At 63.4% G+C, this 25975-nt stretch carries 23 protein-coding genes and 1 tRNA gene; 19 read left to right on the top strand and 5 right to left on the bottom strand.

Annotated elements, in window-relative coordinates; all coding sequences use genetic code 11:
• The first annotated feature begins 160 nt into the window (after positions 1 to 160).
• Positions 161 to 958: an adenylate/guanylate cyclase domain-containing protein gene (locus SO156_RS18450; RefSeq protein ID WP_498535789.1), complete on the top strand. Its 798-nt coding sequence runs from the start codon at positions 161 to 163 to the stop codon at positions 956 to 958.
• 210 nt (positions 959 to 1168) lie between these two features.
• Here SO156_RS18450 and SO156_RS18455 read toward each other — a convergent pair whose 3' ends face one another.
• A complete protein-coding gene (locus SO156_RS18455) occupies positions 1169 to 2230 on the bottom strand; it encodes a helix-turn-helix domain-containing protein (RefSeq protein ID WP_498535790.1) in 1062 nt (353 codons plus the stop codon).
• A 130-nt stretch (positions 2231 to 2360) separates the two neighbouring features.
• On the opposite strand from SO156_RS18455, the gene SO156_RS18460 reads away from it, so the two are divergent.
• From SO156_RS18460 to SO156_RS18515, 12 genes are all read left to right on the top strand, one after another.
• On the top strand, positions 2361 to 3407 hold the full coding sequence (locus SO156_RS18460; RefSeq protein ID WP_498535791.1) for an AraC family transcriptional regulator: 1047 nt from the start codon (positions 2361 to 2363) through the stop codon (positions 3405 to 3407).
• 131 nt (positions 3408 to 3538) lie between these two features.
• Positions 3539 to 3883 carry a hypothetical protein gene (locus SO156_RS18465; protein WP_498535792.1) on the top strand — a complete coding sequence of 115 codons (345 nt, stop codon included), beginning with the start codon at positions 3539 to 3541 and terminating at the stop codon, positions 3881 to 3883.
• Between the two features lie 563 nt (positions 3884 to 4446).
• Positions 4447 to 5667: an acyl-CoA dehydrogenase family protein gene (locus SO156_RS18470; RefSeq protein ID WP_498535793.1), complete on the top strand. Its 1221-nt coding sequence runs from the start codon at positions 4447 to 4449 to the stop codon at positions 5665 to 5667.
• 58 nt (positions 5668 to 5725) lie between these two features.
• On the top strand, positions 5726 to 6562 hold the full coding sequence (locus SO156_RS18475; protein WP_498535794.1) for an enoyl-CoA hydratase-related protein: 837 nt from the start codon (positions 5726 to 5728) through the stop codon (positions 6560 to 6562).
• 49 nt (positions 6563 to 6611) lie between these two features.
• Entirely contained in the window at positions 6612 to 7838 is a 1227-nt protein-coding gene (locus SO156_RS18480) for a CaiB/BaiF CoA transferase family protein (RefSeq protein WP_498535795.1), read from the top strand.
• A gap of 31 nt (positions 7839 to 7869) precedes the next feature.
• Positions 7870 to 8790 (top strand): 3-hydroxyacyl-CoA dehydrogenase, encoded by a 921-nt coding sequence (locus tag SO156_RS18485; RefSeq protein WP_498535796.1) that lies wholly within the window; start codon positions 7870 to 7872, stop codon positions 8788 to 8790.
• Between the two features lie 19 nt (positions 8791 to 8809).
• Positions 8810 to 9853, top strand: a complete 1044-nt coding sequence (locus SO156_RS18490; protein WP_498535797.1) for a 3-hydroxyacyl-CoA dehydrogenase NAD-binding domain-containing protein — start codon at positions 8810 to 8812, stop codon at positions 9851 to 9853.
• A gap of 29 nt (positions 9854 to 9882) precedes the next feature.
• Entirely contained in the window at positions 9883 to 10707 is an 825-nt protein-coding gene (locus SO156_RS18495; RefSeq protein ID WP_498535798.1) for an alpha/beta fold hydrolase, read from the top strand.
• Positions 10708 to 11484: 777 nt separating this feature from the next.
• Positions 11485 to 12372 (top strand): haloalkane dehalogenase, encoded by an 888-nt coding sequence (locus tag SO156_RS18500; RefSeq protein WP_458151088.1) that lies wholly within the window; start codon positions 11485 to 11487, stop codon positions 12370 to 12372.
• Positions 12373 to 12456: 84 nt separating this feature from the next.
• Positions 12457 to 13329, top strand: a complete 873-nt coding sequence (locus tag SO156_RS18505) for a DUF427 domain-containing protein (RefSeq protein WP_498535799.1) — start codon at positions 12457 to 12459, stop codon at positions 13327 to 13329.
• A 38-nt stretch (positions 13330 to 13367) separates the two neighbouring features.
• Positions 13368 to 15131, top strand: a complete 1764-nt coding sequence (locus SO156_RS18510; protein WP_498535800.1) for an MOSC domain-containing protein — start codon at positions 13368 to 13370, stop codon at positions 15129 to 15131.
• Between the two features lie 12 nt (positions 15132 to 15143).
• On the top strand, positions 15144 to 15602 hold the full coding sequence (locus SO156_RS18515) for a VOC family protein (RefSeq protein ID WP_498535801.1): 459 nt from the start codon (positions 15144 to 15146) through the stop codon (positions 15600 to 15602).
• A gap of 22 nt (positions 15603 to 15624) precedes the next feature.
• Here the strand turns inward: SO156_RS18515 and SO156_RS18520 are convergent.
• A tRNA-Ile gene (locus SO156_RS18520) sits at positions 15625 to 15700 on the bottom strand.
• A gap of 292 nt (positions 15701 to 15992) precedes the next feature.
• Entirely contained in the window at positions 15993 to 16970 is a 978-nt protein-coding gene (locus tag SO156_RS18525) for a Bug family tripartite tricarboxylate transporter substrate binding protein (RefSeq protein ID WP_498535802.1), read from the bottom strand.
• A gap of 107 nt (positions 16971 to 17077) precedes the next feature.
• Between SO156_RS18525 and SO156_RS18530 the strand changes: the two genes are divergently transcribed.
• Entirely contained in the window at positions 17078 to 18052 is a 975-nt protein-coding gene (locus tag SO156_RS18530) for a TAXI family TRAP transporter solute-binding subunit (RefSeq protein ID WP_498535803.1), read from the top strand.
• 83 nt (positions 18053 to 18135) lie between these two features.
• Here the strand turns inward: SO156_RS18530 and SO156_RS18535 are convergent, their stop codons facing one another.
• Both SO156_RS18535 and SO156_RS18540 read right to left on the bottom strand, forming a co-directional pair.
• Positions 18136 to 19353: an ABC transporter substrate-binding protein gene (locus SO156_RS18535; RefSeq protein WP_458148159.1), complete on the bottom strand. Its 1218-nt coding sequence runs from the start codon at positions 19351 to 19353 to the stop codon at positions 18136 to 18138.
• Between the two features lie 113 nt (positions 19354 to 19466).
• Positions 19467 to 20360, bottom strand: coding sequence for a substrate-binding domain-containing protein (locus SO156_RS18540; protein ID WP_498535804.1), 894 nt, complete (start codon positions 20358 to 20360; stop codon positions 19467 to 19469).
• Between the two features lie 87 nt (positions 20361 to 20447).
• Here SO156_RS18540 and SO156_RS18545 point away from each other — a divergent pair, with 87 nt between their 5' ends.
• Genes SO156_RS18545 through SO156_RS18565 form a run of 5 tightly spaced genes read left to right on the top strand, consistent with a single transcriptional unit; the run spans position 20448 to position 25823 of the window.
• Positions 20448 to 21140: an ABC transporter permease gene (locus SO156_RS18545; protein WP_458148161.1), complete on the top strand. Its 693-nt coding sequence runs from the start codon at positions 20448 to 20450 to the stop codon at positions 21138 to 21140.
• Positions 21141 to 21142: 2 nt separating this feature from the next.
• Positions 21143 to 21865 carry an ATP-binding cassette domain-containing protein gene (locus tag SO156_RS18550; protein WP_498535814.1) on the top strand — a complete coding sequence of 241 codons (723 nt, stop codon included), beginning with the start codon at positions 21143 to 21145 and terminating at the stop codon, positions 21863 to 21865.
• A gap of 14 nt (positions 21866 to 21879) precedes the next feature.
• Positions 21880 to 22713 (top strand): ABC transporter substrate-binding protein, encoded by an 834-nt coding sequence (locus tag SO156_RS18555; protein WP_458148162.1) that lies wholly within the window; start codon positions 21880 to 21882, stop codon positions 22711 to 22713.
• A gap of 40 nt (positions 22714 to 22753) precedes the next feature.
• Positions 22754 to 23860: a molybdopterin-binding protein gene (locus SO156_RS18560; protein WP_498535805.1), complete on the top strand. Its 1107-nt coding sequence runs from the start codon at positions 22754 to 22756 to the stop codon at positions 23858 to 23860.
• Positions 23861 to 23873: 13 nt separating this feature from the next.
• Entirely contained in the window at positions 23874 to 25823 is a 1950-nt protein-coding gene (locus SO156_RS18565; protein WP_498535806.1) for a molybdopterin biosynthesis protein, read from the top strand.
• Positions 25824 to 25975: the final 152 nt, after the last annotated feature.

Consider the following 25975-nt stretch of genomic DNA (forward strand, 5'->3'; position numbering starts at 1 on the left):
CAATGCCTGTCTCGTTACCCTCTCCTGCGGGTTGATCGCGAACTTGACGGCAGAGGCATAGGCAAATCCTGGGTCGGGAAGTCCTGTTGCCAACGCGGGAATGTCCAACTACGCTTTACCTCAGCTACGCCCAAATGGTCCTGCGATTGGCCGCACGTTCATGCCAAAATTCCTGCGCATCGGCGTCCATCAGTCGAACGTTTCCGGATACACGTCGAAGGCGTGGTGTGTTCGGCGCGTTGGCTCGGCGGTTTTCCTGAAGTGGGGCGCCGTGGAAGTCCATGGCGCCGGAGACGGGCGGAAGGTTTACTGGACGCTTGCGCCGAGGGAGAAGACAGTTCGTTGTGGGACGGCGCAGCGTGCCCAGGACTATGCAAAAGCCGCGATCGCGCGGCGTCGCAGCCATCGCTACGAATCGCTGGCCGGACCGATTGCGCTACGGCCCAGATCCGTGGAGCGCGGCACCGAGCTCAAACAGGCGCTCGCCACGATCCTGATCGTCGATATCGTCCGCTCCACCGAAAAGGCTGCAAAGCTCGGCGATGCGCGTTGGACAAAGGTGATGGGCCACTACTACGCCGCCGTGCGCAAGGAGCTGAAAACCTCGCGCGGAAAGGAAGTCGTGACGACGGGGGACGGAGTCCTGGCGACGTTCAAGGCGCCGGCTGCCGGGGTCAATTGCGCGACCGCGATCCAAAAGGCCGTGCGCACGCTCGGGCTCGAGATCAGGGTAGGGCTGCATGCGGGCGAGTATACGGTGAGCGGGGGCGAAATGGTCGGTCTTGCCTTTCACATCGGCACGCGCATCGCCGCCAAAGCGCGCGCCGGCGAAGTCCTGGTCTCGAGCGCGGTCAAGAACCTGCTCGTGTCGCACGCGCAAATCCGCTTCAGGGATCACGGCGTTCACCAGCTCAAAGGCGTGCCCGAGCGATGGCGGCTGTACCGGGTCGAAGATTAAGAGGTTTACGGAAGGGGCGCTGGAATTGCGGAGCGCTCAATTCGTGAGCCTTCGAACCTGCGAAAGCCGAAGCTCTCGCAACGAGCGAAGGCTGGCCGGCCCGGCAGGACTCGAGCCGGCAACCAGGCCGCTATGCGCGGAGGGAAACGATCAGCTTCGTTGTTTTTGCCGCGCTTTTGTTTGATTTCGATCGCGTTTGTAGGGTTTCGTTCAGATCGTTTCCAGTGCGAAACTGGTGCGATGCTCGTTCAAGGTTGCGAGCCGCCCCTGTTGGCGCCAGGCGGGCGTTCCGCTTCCTCCAGCCGTTTGACGATATCGGCCGGGTGCCTGACCTGTCGCCTGCCTGAATGCGCGCGTGAAATTGGCCTGACTGGAAAAGCTCAGCGCGAGCGCAATGTCGACCAGCGTACGATCGCCGCGTCTCAACAGTGCTTTCGCACGCTCAAGCCGCCTGGCACTAAGGTAGCGATGCGGCGATTGCCCGACCGACTGCCTGAATGCGCGCGCAAAATGGTATCGGCTCAGGCAAGCAATCGAGGCCATGCCATCAAGACTGAGATCGCCTTCCAGGTTTGCCTCTATGTAATCCAGAACACGGAAAAGCCTGTGTCGATCAAGCCCTCCTCTTGCGTGAGACGCCCCGGTTTCGGCGGCTGGCGTGCTGACGTGGTTTTGAACCAGTCTTACCGCCATGCTGTTGGCCAGGGATTCAACCAACAGCTTGCCGGCAGATGTTTCAGACTTCAGTTCGGAGGCAATGGCTCGTGCCACCCCGCCCAGCAGCGGGTCCCTGAATGCGTTTTCATATCTCAGCGCGCCAAGCACCAAGTGATCGCTCTCGATGCCAAGCTTGCTCGGGGAGAACTGGCTCGGGGGAAGATAGATATGCACGACCTCCGGCACGTCGTCGGCGAACTCGACTGAGCCTTTCTGCCAACCGGCGGGAGTAAGCCAAACCATATCGCGGCGGGCGACAGTCTGCTCTGACATCCCGGCGGCCTGCCGCGTGATGAGCGATCCCATCCCGCCGCGGATGCCCACGCAAATTTCGGTATCGGATGGCGCACCCCGCCAAGGGACTACGCCTTTGCCATGAGCCCGTAACTCGGCCGACAAGCCTGACCAGCCTCGATCGACCGAAGATGACAGCAGCTTCGTCGGACCATGGCTCTGCCAAGCGTCGCAGTACGGCTGCGGCTCGGTCATCGCCGACTGACCGTCAACAAGGGCGATAGCGCTGGCCCCTGGGGTGGACGTTTCAAGCTCGGACATTGGCAGTATCGCCTTGATTTTCGGTGGTGAATCTAGTTCGCTATGGATTGAGCCTCTGCAGGTAGGAACGGCGCCGCCCCGAACAATGATTTCGGGAAGCCAAATGACTGGCTTGGGAACGCCACACAAAATGTTGAACAAGCGCACGACCTCGTCCGCCTGGATGCGCGGTGTTGCCAGTTCGCTCGCCGCGCACGGGCTGGACGTGGCCGCGTTGTTCGCGCAAGCCGGACTTCGCATCGAGAAGCTGCAGGATGGCGATTTTCGCTGGCCAACCGAGGGGATCAGCAAGCTTTGGACGATCGCCGCTGAACGCTCGGGCAATCCGGACATCGGCCTGTTCAACCCGCACGCGCCGCGGCCCGACCATTACGGGCTCGTCGGCTACGCCATGATGTCGAGTCCCAACCTCGAGACCGGCCTTGCGCGGCAGATCCGCTACCTCAGTCTTGTCAGCGACGCCGTGACGATCACGCTCGACCCGGGAAAGGGCGGTAAGTGGACGCGCGTGGAGCTGTTTGGCGGCGATTGTCCGATTCCCCGTCAGCGCTACGATTATCTAATCCTGACCCTGCTGACTTTCTGCCGCTGGACGCTTGGTCGACCCCTGCGGCCCTTGGTTGCTGCCTTCAGGCACCACCTGCCGAGTTCACTTGCTGCCTATGACGAAGCCTTCGGCGCGCCCCTGCGGTTCGACGCGCCCTTCAACGGTTTGCTGATCTCTTCGGAAGATCTTGCGAGCAAACTGCCGACCGCAGCCCCCGAGCTGGCCGACTTGCACGATCGCATGGCCGAGCAGGCGCTGCGCTGTCTGAAGAACACCGGCGTGAGCCATCGAGCACGCCAGGCGGTCGCGCGCTGTTTGCAGGATGGCGCGCCGTTACGCTCGACCATTGCCGCAGAGTTGAACATGAGCGATCACACGTTCCAGCGCCGCCTCATGAGCGAGGGCACTTCGTTCACCAAGCTTGTCGACGAGACGCGGCGTGAGCTCGTACAGCAACATCTCGCCGATCAGCGGCTGAGCTCTTCCGAGATCGCTTACCTGCTGGGCTATGCCGATCAGAGCACTTTCTTTCGCGCCACCCATCGCTGGTTTGGCGAATCCCCTGGCGAATACCGCGCGCGCGTGACGGCGGGCCAGGGCCGGCAACTTGCTGAGCCTCGCGGCAAATAAGGCACTTCGAGTTGCGATTGACGCTTTTTGCCGGGAGGCCTCGAATGGCGCACCCTCAAGATTGTGATTTGTCCGACAATGCGGTGCAGTGTATTCACCCACAGCTTCTTCTTTAATTTGGAGAAGCTGAAATGAACGACCTATATTGGTGGGTTTCGCAACAGCACCACGGCTTGCGGACCTTCAAAACCTTCCAGCAGAAACTCGAACGTTTGAGCAGGGATGAGCCCGAGCAGCGGGGTCTCTATCGGCTTCTGAGCAATCTCGTTGACGGCTATATCGAGTGGTTCGACGAGGAGCCATTGCCGGCAGAGCTCGCCGACCTGGTCCATCGTCGTCTGTTGGACCTGTTGGCAAGTCTCGATCTCGCGGCGAACCCGGATCGACGCCTTGCCGACATCAATCGCGTCGCATCATTTGATCTATTGCGCTTCGATGCGCTGCCACCGAGCGCCAGTATAAGCACCTCAATGTGACTCGATTGCAATTGGGCTGCTGCCTGACGTGGTTCTCTAGAACGATCACACAAGTCTGTCGAGCGCCCTCTGGCACATTCGCCCAGAATGTGTTCGGGTTCGCGTCGCCGCACGAATGACGGACTCGGCTATCTGCTCGATCGCGTACGATCGCTATCGTGACGGCGACCGCAGATCTCACTGGCTCAACTGACGGCCTCACCTCCGACGCCACCATTTTGATCGCGGGATGATTCCGGGATGGCTCACCGAGCTGTGGCCCGCGAACCGCACGGCTAACCTTTCTCCTGATTGATCCTATCCCGTCTTGGCTTTCGGCTCGCGCATTTCGGACGAGCATTGATGGCGCTCGTGCTCAGTCCAGGTCGTTTCATGGCAACGACGAGCGCGGCGAATAACGCGCATACAGGGCGCAGCCGGTTGAACGCCGCCAACAGCAACTAATGAAAAAATCCCGGCAACCAGAGCAAAGCCGGCGGGCAGCAAATCTCACATAACTCGCGTGAAGCCGAACCCGTCTTGTCGATCGGCAGAGGATGCAAGCAAAAGGAATGGAGATCCATATGACGACCGTAACAGCGCTCAAGCCGCCGGCTGCCCGGAAACCGCTTCCGGCGCCGAACAGCGACTTCTATCAGATCACCGAGACTTTGAGTCCGGATGAACAGGCGATCCTCAAGAAGGTGCGTGGTTTCATGGAGACGAAGGTCGCGCCCATCATCAACAAATACTGGGTCGAAGACGCCTTCCCGTTCGAAGTGCTGCCGGCGCTGAAGGAACTCAATATCGGCGGCCTCGGCGTCGACGGCTACGGCTACAAGCGCGCCAGCGACAAGTTGCACGGCATGCTGATCATGGAGATGACCAAAGTCGACGCGTCGTTCTCGACCTTCTTTGGCGTGCATATCGGCCTGGCCATGGGTACGATCGCCGTGTTGGGCTCCGAGGAGCAGAAGGCGAAGTGGCTTCCGCCGATGGCGCGCCTGGAGAAGATCGGCTGCTTCGGCCTGACCGAGCCTCTGGTCGGCTCGGGAACCGGTGGCGGTCTCACCACCACCGCGAAGCGCGAAGGCGACACGTGGATCCTCAACGGTCAGAAGAAGTGGATCGGTAACGCGCCTTGGTGCGATGTGTCCATCATCTGGGCACGCGACGTCGAGGACAACCAGGTCAAGGGCTTCATCGTCGAGAACAAGGCGACGCCTGGCTTTAGCGTCGAGAAGATCCAGAACAAGATGGCTCTCAAGGTGGTCCAGAATGGCTTGATCACCATGACGGACTGCCGCGTTCCGGAAGCGAACCGTCTGCAGCACGCCAATTCATTCCGCGACACCGCGCATGTGCTGCGCCTGACCCGATCCGGAGTTGGCTGGATGGCGACCGGATTGCAGATGGGCGCCTATGAAGCCGCACTCAAATACACGCAGCAGCGCCTGCAGTTCGGCAAGCCAATCGCTTCATTTCAGATGGTTCAGGACCTCATCGCCAGGATGCTCGCCAACGTCACGGCCTGCCAGTCCATGATGTTGCGGCTCGCGGAGATCGAAGAAGCGGGCAAGCTGCTCGATCAGCATGCCTCGCTCGCGAAGGCGTTCACCACCGCAAGGATGCGCGAGACGGTGGCCTGGGCACGCGAGGTGTGCGGCGCCAACGGCATCGCCGTCGACAACAATGTCGGGCGCTTCTTCTCCGACGCCGAGGCTTTGTATTCCTACGAAGGCACGTTCCAGATGCAGAACCTGATCGTCGCCAAGGCGGCCACCGGCTTCAGTGCCTTCGTGTAACGCCACTGACGGGCCGGCATCACTTTGCCGGCCCACCCATCAAACAGGAGTAATGACGATGTCATCGTCAGTAGCAACAGTTCACCAGCAACCCGTCTCGTCAACGCCGGCACAGGCGCTCGCGAACGTCCTCTATGAAAAGAAAGACGGCCTTGCCTATGTGACGATCAATCGGCCGAAGGCGCTGAACGCCCTGAACTGGGCGACATGGCAAGAATTGCGCACCGTCTTCGAGAATGCGCAGAACGACCCGGACGTGCGCGGGGTCATCCTGACTGGAGCGGGTGACAAAGCCTTCATCGCAGGAGCTGACATCGGCGACCTTGCTCAGGCGACGGCGATCGACGCCGAACGGTCCAGTCACCACGGCCAAGGTGTGCTCGATCTGATCGAGAATCTCGGCAAGCCCGTTGTTGCCGCTGTCAACGGCTTTGCACTGGGCGGCGGCTGCGAAACAGCTATGGCCTGCACCATTCGCATCGCGGTGGAACGCGCGAAGTTCGGCCAGCCGGAAGTGAAACTCGGATTGATCCCCGGCGGCGGCGGAACACAGCGTCTGCCGCGGCTGGTCGGCAAGGGCCGCGCCCTTCAGCTCATTTTGTCCGGTGGGATGATCAGCGCGCAGGAGGCGCACCGCATCGGGCTGGTCAACGAGATCGTCCAAGCCGCCGATCTCATTCCACGTGCGGAAGCGATCTTGAAAGAGATCGCAGCCAACGCGCCCCTTGCCGTCAGATATGCGCTCGATGCGGTCAACAAGGGAATGGAGACGTCCCAGGGCGAGGGGTTCGCGCTGGAAGCCGCGTACTTCGGACTCAGCGCCGGAACGGAAGACAAGAAGGAGGGCACGTCGGCATTCCTTCAGAAGCGCCCGGCACGATTTCACGGTCGCTGATCGCAAAAGACGAGCAGCGAAAACCACAACTCAAACCCAGGAGTCTCCAATGACTGATGAAAACATCTTTTCAGGACTGAAGGTCGTCGATCTGTCGAGCTTCATCGCGGGACCAAGCGCCGCTGTGATCTTGTCCGACTTCGGCGCCGACGTCATCAAGGTCGAGCCGCCGCACGGTGATCCGTGGCGAAACGGGCACAAGGTGCCGATCCAGCCGCAGGCCGCGGATCCTTATCAGTGGCATCTCGCCAACCGCAACAAGCGCAGCATCACGCTTGATCTAAAGTCACCGAGCGCGCAGCAGGTCCTCTTTGAGCTCGCCAACTGGGCCGACGTGTTCATCGTCAACACGCCGCACCATGCGCGCAAGAAGCTGAAGCTCGAATATGACGATGTGGCGGGATGGAATCCGCGCCTGATCTACGCCGACCTCACCGGCTTCGGCGAGAAGGGCCCGGATGCGAATCTGCCCGGCTTCGACATCACCTCCTATTGGGCACGCAGCGGTCTGCTTTCGTTGACGCGCGACGCCGGTGCTCCGCCCACCTGGCCGGTGAGTGGCAGCGGCGACAATGCCACCGCTGTCGGACTCTATTCGGCTATCGTGACCGCGCTCTACCGGCGCGAGCGGACCGGCAAGGGCGCCTATGTCACGACGTCGTTGCTTGCCGAGGGCGTTTGGTCCGCGAGTGTCTCCATTCAGGCGGCGCTCGCCGGAGCCAAATTTCCTCCGTTGCACGACCGTCAGCATCCCGCCAATGCCGCGACGAACGTCTATCGTGCCGCGGACGGAACATGGTTCGTTCTCATCATCACGCCGGACAAGTTCGCGGCGGTGGCGACGGCAATCGGCCGCCCGGACTTGCTGACCGACCCGCGCTTCTCTGAAGCAGCTCAGCTTGCGGTGAACATGCCGCAGCTCACGGCCATCTTTGACGAGGTGTTCGGCGCTCAGGCCATGCCGCACTGGCATTCGGTCTTTGCCAACGTCAACGTCACTTTTGGCGAAGTCCGCGGACCGCAGGACGTCATCAACGATCCACAATTGACGGAAAACGAGATTGTCGTTCCGCTCGAAGGTGCGGGCGGCAAAGTGATGTCGACGATCAGCAGCCCGATCCAGGTTCATGGTGTCACGAAGGTTCTGGCCCGGCGCGCGCCCGGCCTTGGCGAGCATACGGAGGAGATTCTCAGCGTGCTGGGCTTCGACGCCAGGAGCATCGAGAGCCTGCGAGAAGATGGTGCCATCCCGAAAGCAAGGGAACGGGTCGCATAAGCGATGGGTCGGACGCCGAAGGAGTCAAACAATGAGTATACGTGAAGCTACCAAAACAAAGATGCCGTCCGTTGCGGTTCGCAGCAGGCTATTTCTGCTGGACCTGAGCGGCGGACGCGTTCTCTCCATGGATGCCGACGGGTCAAATCGCAAGGTCATCGCCACCGATTGCCCCTATCCCGATGGTATCGCTGTCGACGTCGCCGCCGGTCACGTCTACTGGACCAACATGGGCGTTCCCAGGTTGAACGACGGCTCAATCGAGCGCGCCGATCTCGACGGAAAGAATCGCCGGTTCATCGTTGCACCCGGCGGCACATATACGCCCAAGCAGCTCCACCTCGATAAGGCGCGCGGCAAGCTCTATTGGTCCGATCGCGAGGGCATGCGGGTCATGCGCGCCAATCTCGATGGCTCGCAGATCGAGGTGCTCGTCCAGACGGGTGAGGGCGATCATGACCGCCCTGACCAGACGCGCTGGTGTGTTGGAGTTGCGGTCGATCCGGTGCGCGGACAGTTCTACTGGACGCAAAAGGGCGGAGACAACGCCGGGGTTGGGCGCATCCTGCGCGCCGGGATCGATATCCCAAAAGGCCAGACAGCCGCCAACCGCAGCGACGCCGAAGTCTTGTTTGACGACCTTCCCGAGCCGATCGATCTCGAGCTCGATCTCCAACATCGCGTCCTCTACTGGACCGACCGTGGCAATCCTCCGCGCGGCAACACGGTGAACCGCGCGCGGATCGACGCCAGGCCTGGACAGCAGACGCTCGAGATCGTGGTGTCGGACCTCATGGAGGGAATCGGGCTCGCGCTCGACGTCGTCGGCAACAGGATGTTCGTCACCGATCTCGCCGGCTCCCTCTACGTCGCCAATCTCGATGGGACGGGCAAGCGGACCCTGCTGGCCGCCCAGGGCAATCTCACCGGCGTCGCCTACGCCACCTTCTAGCATCGAAAAGGAGAACGACATGAGCAACACCAGAACTATACGACGCATCGCGGTCATCGGTACCGGTGTCATTGGCGCAAGCTGGAGCGCGCTGTATCTCGCCAGGGGATTTGAGGTCGTCGCGACCGATATCGCGCCCGGCGCAGAAATCGCCCTGCGAAAGTTCGTGAAAGCGGCCTGGCCAGCACTCGAACGGTTGGGCCTTTCGCCCGGTGCGTCGCAGTCGAACCTGAGATTCACCGCCGATCTCGCGCAAGCAGTGAAGGGCGCCGACTTCGTTCAGGAGAACGGCCCGGAGCGGCTGGATTTCAAGCAGAAACTCTACAGGCAGCTCGACGAGTTGCTGCCGGACGACGTGATTATCGCGTCGAGCTCGTCGGGCCTTAAAATGAGCGATATTCAAACTGGCGTTACATCGCATCCGGAACGTTGCGTCATCGGCCATCCCTTCAATCCGCCGCACTTGATCCCGCTGGTCGAGGTGGTCGGTGGTGCGAAGACCTCGGAAGAGACGATCCTGCGCGCGATCGAGTTTTATAAATCGATCGGGAAGAAGGCGATACGTCTCAACAAGGAGATGCCGGGCCACGTCGCCAACCGCCTGCAAATCGCGCTGGCGCGCGAGGTCTACTATCTCGTCGCCGAAGACGTCCTGAGCGCTGCCGACGTCGACGACGCGCTGTCCTGGGGTCCGGGATTGCGCTGGGGCATCATGGGCAACATGATGCTCAATCATCTCGGCGGCGGGCCGGGCGGCATCGAGCACTTCTTCCAGCAGTTCGCCGGCCCGATGGCCGCTTCGTGGAAGACACTCGGCACGCCGGCGCTCACGCCCGAGACTCAGAAGAAGCTCGTCGACAGCGTTCACGCCGAGGTTGGATCGCGCTCCATCAAGGAGCTCGAGGCAGAGAGGGACGAGATTCTGCTCGGGCTCCTCGAACTGCGCACCGGGCGTCCGGACGATTCGCTCCCGCGGAGGTCCCGGACGAATAACGAGAGCAGCGATCGCCTTAGCGATTTGCAGGATTCAAACGACTTGTTCGGCGCTTCGCCGTTGTTTTGATGAAATCGAGAACCAGAGGAGATATCACCATGCCTACGATCAAAACCAAGGATGGCGTCGAAATATTCTACAAGGACTGGGGCAAGGGACAGCCGATCGTGTTCAGCCACGGATGGCCGCTGTCATCCGACGACTGGGACGCGCAGATGCTGTTCTTTCTCAATCACGGGTACCGCGTTGTCGCCCATGATCGACGCGGCCATGGCCGGTCTGCCCAAGTGGCCGACGGGCACGATATGGATCACTATGCCGACGACCTCGCGGCGCTGACGGAGCATCTCGACCTGAAGAACGCCATCCATGTCGGCCACTCCACAGGCGGCGGCGAGGTGGTGCGCTACCTGGCTCGACACGGCGAGAGCAGGGCTGCAAAGGCTGTGCTCGTCGCTTCGGTGCCGCCGTTGATGGTGAGGACCAAGGCGAATCCTGGCGGGCTGCCGAAAGAGGTATTCGACGGTTTCCAGGTGCAGGTCGCGTCCAACCGTTCGCAGTTCTACCGAGATCTCGCGGCCGGTCCGTTCTACGGCTACAATCGGCCGGGCGCCAAGCCATCCGAGGCGGTCATCCAGAACTGGTGGCGGCAGGGTATGACGGGCGGCGCCAAGGCGCACTATGACGGCATTGTCGCTTTCTCGCAGACCGACTTTACCGAGGATCTCAAGAAGATCAGTGTTCCGGTCCTGGTGATGCATGGCGACGACGACCAGATCGTTCCCTATGAGGACTCCGGTCCATTGTCTGCAAAGCTGCTGAGGAATGGTGCGCTGAAGACCTACAAGGGCTTCCCGCACGGCATGCCAACGACCGAGGCGGCCACGATCAATGCCGACCTGCTTGCGTTCTTTCGAAGCTAAGCTAGAGGTCGGGCGCTGAGCGCGGTGCCTAAACTGCTACGAAGTGACCGCCTGCTAAGCCATTGATTTACTATCATCGCTCTCCGGCGGCATGACGGAGCTAAGCCGTTCGAGAAGCTGTTGGCGCAGCTGACCGAAGCGGTGCCGCCGGGCGGCGAGCCAATTTTCGAGCAACGGAACCCCCTCGACCGAAAGGCCTTCGAGAATCGCCCTTTAACAAAGCCAATAGCGACCGAAGCTCGCTTGGTGTAAAGTTAGCGTCTCCTGCGTACGTCGCGCGACAGACTGGGCATCGACGTCGAGTGAACCTGTATCGATCCAGACCTGCTTGCGGTCGGCGATGATCCGCGTCGTCGTCGGCCGATCGACCAGCGGGCGTAGCTTGGAAAGGCACCAGCGCAACTCGCTTCTGGGGCGTCCGCGGCGTCCCAAAACAACTCGCACAGTTTTTCGCGGGTGACAGGCCGCGGCGCCATCGGGAGATAAGCGAGGAGGCCCAGACCTTGCGCGAAGGCGGCTGGTGCAAGGGACGCCATTTTGGATGACCTGTAATAGTCCCAGCAACAGCACCCGATCTGCCGACAGGCTTGCCATTTCCATGATCACCCCAACGCTCGCTCCAACGAGGATCGCTTACGGCAGGGAGTATCGGAAATCTTCTGGCTGCTCGGGAAACTAGCTCAAGCCGAGCCACGCCCGGAGGAGAACGTTCAGCGCAATCAGTCATCTAAGAACGGTGGGCACGGTCAGCTTAACAATCGGTGAGGAGAAGCAATCATGATATCTGCGGCGTTTCCTTACAAAAAGCAGTGGCGCAAGGTCCTTGGCCGCGAGATGGCGTACGTGGAGGTGGGAAAGGGGGATCCCATCATACTACTGCATGGCAATCCAACATCGTCGTACTTGTGGCGCAACGTGTTGCCGCACTTGGAGCCGCTGGGCCGCTGCATCGCCCCCGATCTGATCGGTATGGGCGACTCAGACAAGCTGCCCGAGAGTGGGCCTGGTTCCTATCGGTTCGTCGAGCACCGCCGTTACCTCGGCGCCCTGCTCGAGGCGCTGAATGTGCGCGAGCGCGTCACTTTGGTCATTCACGACTGGGGCTCCACTCTCGGCTTCGACTGGGCCAACCACCATCGCGATGCCGTGAGGGGTATCGCGTATATGGAGGCGATGGTGGGACGACAGTATTGGGACCACTGGGACAAGTTCGGAATGCGCCCGGTCCTGGAGGCGCTGCGCTCCGAAGCCGGTGAGCAGATGGTCCTGCAAGACAACTTCTTCATCGAGAAGGTCTTGCCGGGGGCGATACTGCGCAAGCTCTCGGACGCGGAGATGGCGGAGTACCGCCGGCCATTCACCGAAGCCGGCGAGGGTCGGCGTCCGACGCTGACGTTCCCCCGGGAAATCCCGATCGAAGGCGATCCTGCCGACGTAACGGCGGTCGTGGACGCCTACGCGGACTGGCTGAAGAGCAGCCGCGTGCCGAAGCTGTTCCTGAAGGCCGAGCCCGGTGGAATCCTCGCGGAGGGCAAGGTTCTTGAACTAGCCCGAAGCTTGCCAGCGCAGACCGAAGTGACGGTCAAGGGAGTCCATTTCGTCCAGGAAGACTCGCCGGACGAGATTGGCAGTGCCATCGCAGCCTGGATGAAGACGCTGGGCTGACCGGCAGATCGACGGCCGTCCGTCGGCGATGACAGAATCGACGGTGCGCGGCGCCCCGATCATCCAACCAGATAGGAGAAAGCCGTGGGATTGTCCTGGCAACAAGGTCCTCTCTCAACGGGAGCACTCGGCAAGTTCATAGTACCCGAACCGCTGCCCAAGAAGCTGTTGTACGTCGAGCGATTGCGCAGACGCATGCGCGTGCGCTTCGGAGGCCGTTGGATCGCCGAAAGCGAGAATGTTCTCCTGCTGTTCGAGCCAGGCCGCTATCCGGTTGCCTACTTTCCGGAGGCCGACATATCTCCCCATGTGTTGGAAATGACCGACAATACGACTCAACACTCGGATCTCGGGCTCACTTCCTGGTATAGCGTGCGAGCGGACGAGCAGCACATAGCTGCGCGAGGAGCGTGGCAGCACACCGGCCTGCCCGCGCACGCGAGCGAATTGCAGGGACGCGTTGCGTTCGCCTGGCGCGCCATGGACGCTTTCTACGAAGAAGACGAGCGTATCCTAGGCCATGCCGCGGATCCCTACCATCGCATAGACATTCGCCAGACCTCCCGCAACCTCGTAGTCCGCCAAGGCGACCGGATCATCGCCGATACCAAGCGGCCGCTGGTTCTCTACGAGTCGGGTTTCGCACCACGCTGGTACGTTCCACGCGATGACATCGACGCATCAGCTCTCACGCCTGTCAAGCTCCAGACGTTCTGCCCGTACAAGGGACTCTGTAGCTATTACTCGATTGGCGACGCGCGTCAGGCAGCATGGTCGTATCCCGACGCCTATCCCGAGGTTCGCCGCATCTCGAACCTGGTGTCGTTCGAGCCTGATATCGTGACTGTGCATCTCGACGGCACCCAGCTCCGTCTTGAGCCTGGTCAGTCGGTGGTTCCGCACGGCCCCGATCGCAACCTCGACCTCGCCGAACTGGACCGCGCTGCGAGCGGCTAGGCTGGTTTGCGGTCCCCTCAATCAAGGCGAAGCGACACATGGCTCGACTACTGTCCGTGAACGTCGGACTTCCGCGTGATATCGAATGGAAGGGCCGCATTGTACGCACCGCGATCTGGAAAAGTCCCGTCCACGGCCGGTGCCGCGTCGGCCGGTTGAATCTGGAAGGAGACGGCCAAGCCGATTTGGCTGGCCACGGCGGCGAACAGCGAGCCGCCTTCGTCTATCAAATCGAATCCTATCGCTACTGGCAGGAACAATTGAACAGAACTGACTTCGTCCATGGACAGTTCGGCGAGAATTTAACGATCGAAGGATTGCCTGACGATGCCGTTTGCATCGGCGATCGTTTTCAGATCGGCAGCGCCCTGTTCGAGGTCACGCAGCCTCGCGTCACCTGCTATCGCGTCGGCATTCGGACCGACGAGCCGCGGATGCCGGCGTTGCTGACATCCAGCGGTCGGCCGGGATTCTATTTTCGCGTCCTGAGGGAAGGCATGGTAGGCGCCGGCGACGAAATCGTGAAAGTAGGAGAGGCGAACGAGCGAATGACCGTCGCCGAGATCAACGCGCTGCTCTATTTGTCCGATCATGCGCGCGATCGATTGCAGCGCGCCTTGCGGATCGAGGCGCTTTCGCCGGGATGGCGCGCATCGTTCGAAGCACTGTTGCAGAGCCAGACGACCGCCGGTGGGAGTGGAAACGCGGGGCTCGTGCCGGCAGCGGCGGCGCATCCGGTGGCGCCGGGATTTCAGCCGCTCGCGGTGGTGGCGATCGATCAGGAATCCGCAGACGTCCTCTCTGTGTCGATGCGGCATCCGGGTGGCAAGCCGCTGTCACAGCCGCTGCCGGGCCAGTACGTCGTCCTGCGCCTCAAGCGAACCGGCGGCGGCCCACCGCTCCTTCGCAGCTATTCGCTCTCCGGTCCGCCTTCGACCGACCGCTATCGGATCAGTGTGAAGATCGAGCCGAACGGGGCGGCAGGAACGTATTTCCAGGAGCAAGTCCGTCTGGGGGACGTCCTCGACGTCAGCGCGCCGCGCGGAGGTTTCGTCCTGCAGTCTGGAGAGCGGCCGGTGGTGTTGCTCAGCGCGGGAATTGGAGCGACGCCTGTTCTGGCAATGCTGCACGCACTGGCAGCCGCGCGCTCGGCGCGGCGAGTGTTGTGGCTGCACGCGGCTCGCGATGGGCAGCATCATCCCTTTGACGCCGAAGTCCGCCGCCTCATGCCCGCGCTCACCCACGGCCGCCACTATGTTTGTTACAGCAGGCCGGACCAGCGCGACGAGATGGGCGAGGGTTTCGACGCGATCGGCCGTCTGTCGCGATCAGCCTTGGACAAGGTCGGTATCGCGAGAGAAGCGGATGTCTATATCTGCGGGCCGGCTCGCTTCATGGCAGACATGAAGGAGGCGCTTGCAGACCTGGGTGTCGCGCCCGCACGAGTTTATACCGAGACCTTCAATGGCCGCGAGCCGATGAACCCGGGTTTCGTTGGTACGGGGACGCGCGTCCCGCACCCGCCCGAGGGCGACGCCGACACTGGCCCGTTGGTCTCTTTCGCGCGAAGCGGCGTCGCCGCACATTGGAAGGTGTCCTCCTACCAAAGCATCCTGGAGTTGGCCGAGGCTTGCGATGTCCCGGTCCGTTGGTCGTGCCGGACCGGTGTTTGTCACAACTGCGAGAGCGGTCTGGTTTCGGGCGCGGTTGCCTATGGACCGGAGCCACTCGATCAGCCCGCCGACGGCAACCTCCTTATTTGCTGCTCACAGCCGACGAGTGACGTCGTCATCGATTTGTGAAGGGATGAGGCGATGAATACAAATCGTACAGCGGCGGTGGTGAAGTTCTCGGTCGAGGTGATCACGTTGCCGGTGAGTGATGTCGATCGCGCACTGCGGTTTTATGTCGATCGGGTTGGCTTCACGCTCGATGTCGACTATGCACCGAACGACGCGTTCCGCGTCGTGCAACTCACGCCGCCAGGATCGTCTTGCTCGATACAGATCGGCAAGGGACTGACCGACGCAGCCGCGGGATCAGCCCGCGACATTTATCTCGTCGTGACCGACCTCGACGCGGTGCGGAGCCGCCTGCTCGAACGCGGTGTCGAGGTCGGCGAGATCAGGCACAAGATACCAATTGATGCCTGGGACGGACGTTTCGCATCCGGACTCGACCCCGCGCGCAGAGACTATGCCAGCTTCGCCAACTTCTCGGACCCGGACGGCAATAGCCGGGTGCTGCAGGAACGCGGTTACCGCAACCCCTAATGTGTTGTCTGGATTGATTTGCTGGTGGGCCCGGCAGGACTCGAACCTGCAACCAGACCGTTATGAGCGGCCGGCTCTAACCATTGAGCTACAGGCCCCGCCGCGAGGCGGCCGCAGGACGGCGACCGGCAACGGTGCGCGGTTCGTTTACAAGGCTTGAGCCGAGGGTGCAATGCCGACCCCGCGCGCGCCGCCGCGGTGGATTGGGCAGTCTGCCGAGACGGGCCCGATAAGGCAATTGTGCCGGTGATTTGCCCGACGTGTCAATTGGCTTCGGAAAAGGCGTAGGAGATCGTGCTGGCCCCTTGGCTACTTTGCATGGGGTTGTTTTTCAGTTTTTGATCGTTGCGGGTCTCGGCCACCGGCGGGATTCGCCGCAATGGCCTCCTCTCAATCCACCGACACCCCCGCAAACTCCACCACCTTGCGCCATTTCTCGGTCTCGTCGGTAACCAGCTTGCCGAACTCGGCCGGCGTCATCGGCCTCGGGATGCCGCCGGTCTCGGCCAGCCGTGCCACCAGCTTCGGGTCCTTCAGCGCCTCGCCGACGGCCTTGTTGAGGAGATCGACGATCTCCGGTGGCGTACCCTTGGGCGCCGAGATGCCGTAGAAGCCGACCGATTCGAATCCCGGCACCGTCTCGGCGATGGCGGGAACGTCAGGCACGCTCGGCCAGCGTTGTGGCGAGGTGACGCCGAGCGCGCGGACATTGCCGCCGCGCGCCTGCTCCAGCGCGGAGGGCAGGTTGTCGAAGATCAGCTGCACCTTGTTGGAGATGATGTCGGGGAAGGCGATCGCAGATCCCCGATAGGGCACGTGCACCATGTCGCATTTGGTCATCGCCTTGAACAGCTCCGCCGACATGTGCACGGAGGTTCCGTTGCCGGAGGACGCATAGGAGATCTGGCCGGGATTGGCCTTGCAGTAGTCGATGAACTCCTGGACGGTCTTCACCGGCATCGCATTGGAGACGACCAGCATGTTGGTGAGCTGCATGATGCTCGCGACCGGCGTCGTGTCGCGCAGGAAGTCGAACGGCAGCTTCTTGTACAGCGAGGTCGAGATCGCGTTGTTGGGCGCGACGAACAGCAGCGTATAGCCGTCGGGTGCAGCGTTGATCGCCGCGGCGGCCGCGATATTGCCGCCGCTTCCGGTGCGGTTCTCCACGATGAACTGCTGGCCGAAACGATCCGACAGCCATTGCGCCATGATCCGCGCCACGATGTCCACGGGGCCGCCCGCGGCAAAGCCGATCAGCCAGTGCACCGGGCGGTTCGGGTAGTCGGCGGCGGAGGCGGGGGGTGAAACGCCGGCGAGGGCGGAAAGAAGAGCGAGACCGAAAAGACCGCGACGCAAGACTCCCGACATGACGCCTCCCATAACTTTATTGTTGTTGCCGCCATGCTTCCATAAAATCGTGCGGTTGCCTACATCGTCACAAGTCTAGTGTTGCCGCAGTGCGCCGAGGAGCCCCCATGAAACTTCGTTCGCTGATCATGCTGGGCATGGTGCTGCTTGCAGGCGCAGCCTCGGCCCAAAACCAAGAAAACGGAGACAAGGCCATTTCAAAAACGACGATCAGCCTCGGCACCGCAACCCCCGGCGGCGGCTTCCCGCTCTATGGCAACGCCTTCGCCGACGTGATGAACGCGGCCGATCCTGCGCTCGCGATTGCCCCGCGCAACACCAAGGGCAGCAACGAGAACATTCCGCTGCTCGAGAAGGGCGAGCTCGACCTCGCTTTGGTCGCGGGCGAGCCGGCCTACGAGGCCTTCGCCGGCATCGGTCGCGCGAAGGTAGCGCTGAAAATTCTGACGGCGATCTATTCCAATCCCGGCATGTTCGTGGTGCGGGCGGATAGCCCGTACAAGACCATCCGCGACCTCGTCGGCCAGCCGGTGGCGTTCGGCGCGAAGGGCTCGGGCCTGCCGATCCTGTCGCGGTACGTGCTCGACGGCCTCGGCCTCAAGCAGGACGAGGACTTCAAGGCGATCTATCTCGACCGTGCCGGCGACGGTCCCGCGATGGTGGAAGACGGCCGGGTCGCCGCGCTATGGGGCGCCGGCATCGGCTGGCCCGGCTTTGCCACGGTCGCATCAAGCGCATCCGGCGCGCGCTTCATTGCGCCCGATGCCGACGAGATCGCGCGCATCCGCGCAAAACACTCCTTCCTCAAGCCGCTGACGGTGCCGGCCGGTTCCTATCCGAAGCAGGCCGAGGCGATCGCCTCGCTCGGCTCATGGAGCTTCGTGCTCACGCGCGAGGACCTGCCCGACGATGTCGCCTATCGCCTGGCGAAGACGCTGCACGGCGTCGAGGCCGTGTTCTGCAAGAAGCTCGCGCAGGCCTGCGAGACCACGGCCGCGAACACCGTCGCGGCCGCGCCGAAGCCGGAATTGATTCATCCCGGCGTGATGAAATATTTCCGCGAGATCGGCGTGGTGAAGTGACGGTCGCTCAAGGCGACCGTCATTCCGGGGCGCGCAAAAGCGCGAGCCCGGAATCTCGAGATTGCGGGTTCGCTACTACGCGGTCACTTCTTCACCAGCGCGCAGGCCGGATCGGGCGGGCCGAACGCCTGGTCGCCGGAGATCGTCGCGAGGATCTTGTAATAGTCCCAGGGATATTTGCTTTCCTCGGGTGACTTGACCTGCACCAGCCAGAGGTCGTGCACCATCAGATTGTCCTCGCGCAGCTTGCCGTTGCGGGCGAAGAAGTCCTCGATCGGTTTCTCGCGCATCTTCGCCGCGACCTTGAGCGGATCGTCGGTGCCGGTTTCCTTGATGGCGTTGAGATAATGCATCACGGACGAATAGACGCCGGCCTGCCACATCGTCGGCATCCGGTTCATCTTGGCGAAATAGCGCTTTGCCCATTCGCGGGTCTTGTCGTCCATGTCCCAATAGAACGAGGTCGTCAGCAACAGGCCCTGCGCGGCCTGAAGGCCGAGGCCGTGGATATCGGTGATCAGCGCGAGCAGCGCCGCCATCTGCTGGCCGCCTTTGAACACGCCGAACTCGGCACCGGTCTTGATCTCGTTCATGTTGTTCGGGGGGCCGGCGGCAATGCCGATGATCTTGGCCTTCGAGGCCTGCGCCTGCAGCACGAAGGAGGAGAGGTCGGGCGTCGCCAAGGGCGGTCGCACCGAGCCGAGCACCTTGCCGCCATTGGCGGTCACGACCGCGGAGGCATCGCGCTCCAGCGAGTGTCCGAAAGCGTAGTCGTCGGTGATGAAGAACCAGCTGTCGCCGCCGCGCTTGACCACCGCCTGCGCGGTGCCGACCGCGAGCGCGCGGGTGTCGAATACCCACTGGATCGCATAGGGCGAGCAGAATTTGCCGTGGAAGTCGGCCGTGCCCGTCGAATGGGTGATGAAGAGCTTTTTCTTCTCGTTGGCGATGTTCTGCACCGCCAGTCCTACCGCCGACACCGGCACGTCGACGATGAGGTCGACCTGGTCGACGTCGTACCAGCGCCGTGCCAGCGCGGCGCCGATATCGGGCTTGAGCTGATGGTCGCCGACCACCACGCTGATCGGCTTGCCGAGCACGGTGCCGCCGAAATCGTCGATCGCCATCTGCGCCGCCGTCACCGAGCCCTGTCCGGTCGGCGTCGAGGCCGGTCCGTTCATGTCGGTGAGCACGCCGATCTTGACGACGTCGTCGGACACCTGCGCGAAAGCGGCGCCCGACAGCAGCGCCACCGCCGCGACCGCGGCCACGACGGACAGTCCTGTTCTGCCTGGAGTCACGCTATTCCTCCCCTCATGCGGCTCGTTGGCCGCTGTTTCCTCGATCGCGGCCGGGTATGGCCCGGCTGAATTGGTTTCTTTTGCAACTATTTGGGGCCGGGCGTCAACGCGCATCAGGCAGCGAAGCGGATCTGCCCGGCCGCTGAGGGATCGTAGCCGGTCAGCGCCTCGGCATGCTGGCGCAGCTTCTTCTCGTTGAGGAACCGGATCAGCGCCTGCATCGGCGGGCGGAAATAGCTGCGCTGCCGCATTGCGAGATCAAAATTTTCCCAGAGCAGCGGGACAAAATCGAGGCCGGCCGACCTTGCCGCCGAGCGCGTTGCGACGCCGCAATCGGCATGGCCGGCGCGGATCGTGGCGGCGAGGTCGGGTCCAGTGAGGCTCGGTCCGTCCAGCCGGCGCAGATCCCGAGAGGAGGCGCCTGCGCGCTTGAGCAGCACGTCGAGCAGCATCTGCGCGCCTGCGCCCTCTTGTCGCAGCGCCATGCTGGCCCCGAGCGCGAGCACGTCCGGCAGGCTGCGCAGCCCCTTTGGGTTGCCTGGCGGGACCAGCAGGCCCTGCTCGCGGCGCACCAGGCCGACCAGCACCGCATCGTGCAGGTCCGGGGCGGTGCGCAAGGCTGCGGCATTGGCGTCGTTGGCGAAATTATCCGAGCTGTCGAGGCCGTGAAAATGCAGCGCCGCCGCCATCACCTCGTCGCGCTGCAGCCGTTCCAGCCCCCGTGCCGTGCCTTCGTTGAGCGAAGCGAGGCCGGAGCCGGATTCTCGCAGGCTCCATTCCAACAGGCTGTCCTGACTGCCGCCGACGATCGGCGGCGGCTCGGTGGCCCGCATGCCGGCCGGACGCGCCAGGCCCGACAGCACCCATAAATCGAGTTCGTGGCGCGGGAACAACCACTTGCCCGTCACCTTGCTACAGGGGATGGCCCCGTTGGTGACGAGCTCATAAAGCTTGCGCTCCCCCAGCCTGAGGTAGTCCGCCGCCTCACTCGTCGTCAGGAATTCCATTCTGCATTCCTATGCATATCTTTGTTTACTTTTTGGCATTTGACGCAGCCCGGAATTTCTGCAGTTCAATGTCATCCTATGGGAACCATGCCCGATCATCTCAGTGCTTTGCAACTCATCCTCAGCGGCGATCCTGCGTTGCTGGCGATCGTAAGGCTCTCACTTGGTGTGAGCCTTGCGGCGGTCGCGCTGGCGTCAGCAATCGGTATGCCGCTCGGTGCGTTGCTGGCGCTGACGCATTTTCCGGGACGCGCCGTGCTGGTCGTGCTGCTCAACGCGATGATGGGCCTGCCGCCGGTCGTGGTCGGGCTTGCGCTCTATCTGCTGCTGTCGCGCGCGGGGCCACTCGGCGAGCTCGGCATCCTCTTCACGCCGGCGGCGATGGTGATCGCGCAGACGGTGCTGATCGTGCCGATCATCGCCGCGCTGACCCGGCAGACTGTGGAGGATCTCTGGGTCGAGTATCGCGATGAGCTTCGCGCCATGAATGTCGGCCCGGTCGGCCGCATGACGACGCTGCTGTGGGATGCGCGCTTCAGCCTGCTTACGGCGCTGCTGGCCGGCTTCGGCCGCGCTGCGGCGGAGGTCGGCGCGGTCATGATCGTCGGCGGCAATATCGACGGCTTTACCCGCACCATGACGACCACCGTTGCGCTCGAGACTTCCAAAGGCAATCTGCCGCTGGCAATGGGCCTCGGCGCGATTCTGATCGTCATCGTGCTCGCCATCAATGCGGCCGCCTGGGGTACGCGCGTCTGGTCGCAACGGGTGATGGGGTGACCATGCGGGCGCCGGTCAGCGATCTTCCCGTGGTGCTCCATGACGTCATGCTACAGAGGGGCGCGGCCGCGATTCTCGATCGCATCAGCCTCACGATCACGCTGGGTGCGCCGACTCTGCTGGTCGGTCCCAACGGCTCCGGCAAGACCAGCCTTTTGCGGCTGTGCATGGGACTCGTGGCGCCGACGAGTGGCCGCATCAGCTGGGGCGGCCGCAGCGATCCGGCGCCGACGCGCCGCGCCTTCGTGTTCCAGCGCCCGGTGATGTTGCGGCGCACCGCTTTGGCCAACGTCACCTACGCCCTGGCGCAGGCCGGCGCGCCGCACGCGCACCGGACGATGCGCGCGGCGGCGCTGCTGGAGCGGGTCGGCCTTGCCGATCTCGCGCACCGTCCGGCGCGGCTTCTCTCCGGTGGCGAGCAGCAGCGGCTCGCGCTGGCTAGGGCGCTCGCGCGCGATCCCGAGCTTCTCCTGCTGGACGAGCCGACCGCCAATCTCGATCCTGCCGCGACGCGCGCGGTGGAAGAGATCGTCACGAGCGCGGCGCAATCCGGCATCAAGATCGTGATGGCCTCGCACGATCTCGGCCAGGTGCGGCGGCTTGCGGGCGAGGTGGTCTTCCTCGCGTGCGGGACGCTGTGCGAGCGCGCGCGGACGAGTGAATTTCTGGACCATCCGTCGACGCCGGAAGCGCAGGCCTTCCTGCGCGGAGATCTCGTGATTTGAAGGGGAGTTTTCTGATGGCCTCTCGCCGCCCGTTCCTTGCGCTCGCGATGTTGCTGGGCACCGCCTTGGTCTGTTCGACTTCGTCGGCCGAGGATCGCTCGATCGTCCTGGCCTCGACGACGTCGACGCAGGACTCCGGTCTGTTCGGCTACCTATTGCCGATGTTCAAGGCCAAGACCGGCATCGACGTGAAGGTGATCGCGCAAGGTACCGGACAGGCACTCGACACCGCGCGCCGCGGTGATGCCGATGTCGTATTCGTGCATGCGAAACCGCAGGAAGAGAGATTCGTTGCCGACGGATTTGGCGTGAAGCGTTTTGACGTGATGTACAACGACTTCGTGCTGATCGGGCCGAAGAGCGATCCCGCCGGCGTCAAGGGCAAGGACATCGCGACCGCGCTGAAGGCGATCGAGGCGAAGGGCGCGCCGTTCGTTTCGCGCGGCGACCGCTCCGGCACCCATGCAGCCGAGCTCGCGCTCTGGATCATCGCCGGCATCGATATCGCGAGCGCCAAGGGCGCCTGGTATCGCGAGATCGGGCAAGGCATGGGCGCGGCGCTCAACACCGCAAGTGCGATGAATGCCTATGTGCTCTCCGATCGTGGCACTTGGATCTCGTTCAAGAACCGCGGCGATCTCGACATCGTCGTCGAGGGCGACAAGCGGCTGTTCAACCAATATGGCGTGATGCTGGTGAATCCCGAAAAGTATCCGTCGGTGAAGAAAGAGTTGGGGCAGACCTTCATCGACTGGCTGATCTCGCCGGACGGCCAGGCCGCAATCGCCGGCTACAAGGTCGACGGCCAGCAGCTGTTCTTTCCGGATGCTACCAGGAAGCCTGAATAGGCGAGTTGCCAAACCGAGCGCTGCGTGGTCCATCTGAGGGATGACCCAGCGCCTGCCGCCGTCGCTCACGCCTCTCGATTTTGTCCTCGCTGCGCTGCTGCGCGGCGTTGAGCCGGTTGCGCCGGTCAATTTGCCGCTCACCGAAGTGCTCGGCTGCGTCGCGGCCGGGATGCCGCCGCTTGGCGCTTATCCGCCGCACGATATCGCTGCCACGGACGGCTGGGCGTTGCGCGCCGGCGATCTCGTCGGCGCGTCCTCCTACTCGCCGCTGCCATTGACAGCGCCTCCAGCTTGGGTCGAGGCCGGCGATGCGATGCCTGAGGGATGCGACTGCGTGCTCGATGCCGATGTGCTCGACACTGTGGGGCCGATCAGCCAGGTGCTGGTGGAAGGCCTGCCGGGGCAGGGCGTGCGGCGCGGGGGCAGCGACGTGGCCGCCGGCACCTCGATCGTCGCGGAGGGCATGCCTGTTCGTACCGGCGAACTGCTGCTGGCGCGAGCGGCAGCCGTGGAGACGTTGAGCGTGCGACGTCCGCGGCTGCACGTGGTCAACACGCATGGTGGCAAGACCGCTGCGCTGCTTGTTGTGGACCTGGCGCGAGCCGCGGGTGCCGAAGTGACCGTGGCTGACGCAGTTGGACGCGATGCGGCGTCGATCGCGAACGCGCTCGACGTCTCGGCCTGCGACTTGCTGCTGACCGTCGGCGGCACCGGTGTCGGTCGCCGCGATGCCGCCGTCACCGCGCTGGCCGATTCCGGCGAGGTCCTGGCCCACGGCATTGCGATGCAGCCGGGACGTACGGCGGCGATCGGAAAGCTCAGATCAGTTCCCGTCATAGCGCTGCCGGGTGCGCCGGATCAGGCATTTGCGGTTTGGCTCGCGTTGGTCCGACCGGTGCTGGATCATCTATCGGTGCGGGTTTCGCGCAAATCCGCCACCTTGCCGCTCGTCCGCAAGATCGCATCAAACGTCGGACTGGCGGAGATCGCGCTGCTGGCCGAGGAACAAGGCGGCTGGCTACCGCTTGCGGTCGGTGAGCTGGCCTTGCAGTCGATCGCCGGTGCCGATGCATGGCTGCTCGTCCCCGGCGACAGTGAAGGCTTCGCGGCGGGCGCGCCGGTCGATGCCTATCTGATGCGGGAATGATATGGGTTCCGGCATGAACAGGATTCCGCAGCCGAACGACCGCAGTCCGGTCGATCAGGAACAGTTTCTCAAGATCCTCTCCCGCGAGGAGGCGCTGGCGCGCTTTGAGGCCGCGTTGTTCCCCCGCGCGCTGCCGAGCGAGATCCGCACACTTGCGGCTGCGCTCGGAAGCGCGCTGGCCGAAGACGTCTTTGCGCCGATCGACGTGCCGCCCTTCGACCGCTCTAATGTCGACGGCTTTGCCATCCGCTCCGCAGATCTTGCCGCAGCCAGCGAAGCCGCGCCTGTCCGTCTCGCCCTGAATGGCGAGATCATCGCCTGCGGCACCGCGCCGGTCCTTCAGGTCGCCTCCGGTACGGCGACGGCAATCGCAACCGGCGGCCCGCTGCCGCGCGGCGCCGATGCGGTGGTCATGGTCGAGCACACCCAGCCGGCAGGGAACGCCGCGATCGAGGTCCGCCGCGCGGCTTCGCCGGGCCAGTTCGTGTCCTATGCCGGCTCGGACATCGCGCGTGGCGAAGCTCTGCTGCGCAGTGGCACGATCATCGGCTCGCGCGAGATCGGAATGTTAGCTGCCTGTGGCATGGCCGAGGTCAGGGTCGTGCGCAAGCCGCGCGTTGCGGTCGTCTCGACCGGCGACGAACTGGTGCAGCCCGGCGAAGTGCTCGCGCCCGCGGCGATCTACGACACCAATGGCGCGATCGTTACTGCCGCGATCGACGAGAACGGCGGCGCGGCGCATTTCGTCGGCGCCATTCCGGACGACGAGGCCGAGCTCGAGACGGCGATGCGCACGGCGCTGGTGGAGGCCGACATGCTGGTGCTGTCGGGCGGCACGTCGAAAGGCGCGGGTGACGTGTCCCATCGCATCATCGGACGCCTCGGCCAGCCTGGCATCATCGCCCATGGCGTTGCGCTGAAGCCCGGTAAGCCGCTGTGCCTTGCGGTCTGCGGCGGCAAGCCGGTGGTGATCCTGCCGGGCTTTCCGACCTCGGCAATGTTCACCTTCCACGACATGATCGTGCCGGTGCTGCGGCAGATGGCGGGCCTGCCGCCGCGCACGGATGCCAAAGTGAGCGCGAAGGTGCCGGTGCGGATTGCCTCCGAGCTCGGCCGCACCGAGTTCGTGATGGTGTCGCTGGTCGATGGCAAGGACGGACTGATCGCTTACCCCTCGGGAAAGGGCTCCGGCGCGATCACGTCGTTCGCGCAGGCTGACGGCTTCCTGCGCATCGATGCGCTCGCCGACCAGATGCTGGCCGGCAGCCAGGCGGAAGTGACGCTGTTCACGCCGCATGTACGCGTGCCCGATCTCGTCATCATTGGCAGTCATTGTACGGGGCTCGATCTCGTCACCGCGCCGCTCGCGCGCGCAGGTCTTTCCGTGCGCTCGATTGCGGTGGGCAGTCTCGGCGGATTGGCGGCGGCGCGGCGCGGCGAGTGCGACCTCGCGCCGATCCATCTGTTCGACGACAAGACCGAGACCTACAACGCACCTTACCTTGCCGACGGGCTCGAACTGGTGCCGGGCTGGCGGCGGATGCAGGGCATCGTGTTCCGCCAGGGCGACAAGCGCTTCGAAGGCCTGAGCGCAAAGGACGCCGTCGCTGCCGCGCTTGCCGATGCCGCCTGCATCATGGTCAATCGCAACCAGGGTGCCGGCACGCGCATGCTGATCGACCGCCTGCTCGGCGGTGCGCGGCCGGAGGGCTACTGGAATCAGCCGCGCTCGCATAATGCGGTGGCCGCTGCGGTGGCGCAGCATCGCGCCGACTGGGGCATGACCATCGCGCCGGTCGCCCATGCGTCCGGCCTCGGTTTCATTCCGCTTAGCGAAGAGCATTATGATTTCGCGCTGGTGAGCGCGCGCAAGCAGCGTCCGGCGGTGCAGGCTTTTCTGGACGCGCTCGCCTCGGACGAGAGTCGCGCGGCGCTGGCGCGGGCCGGATTCCAGCCGGCGTGAGCGTAAGATAATAACACGGCCGTCGGGGCCGCGCGACGACAGGGGTGGGGAGCGATGGCGAAGCCGCTTTCGGTTGCGATCGTCGGTGCCGGCATGGGCGGGCTTGCCACCGCCGCGGCGCTCCGGCGCGTCGGCATCGATGCCATGGTCTA

This window comes from Bradyrhizobium sp. UFLA05-125, from assembly GCF_059803515.1.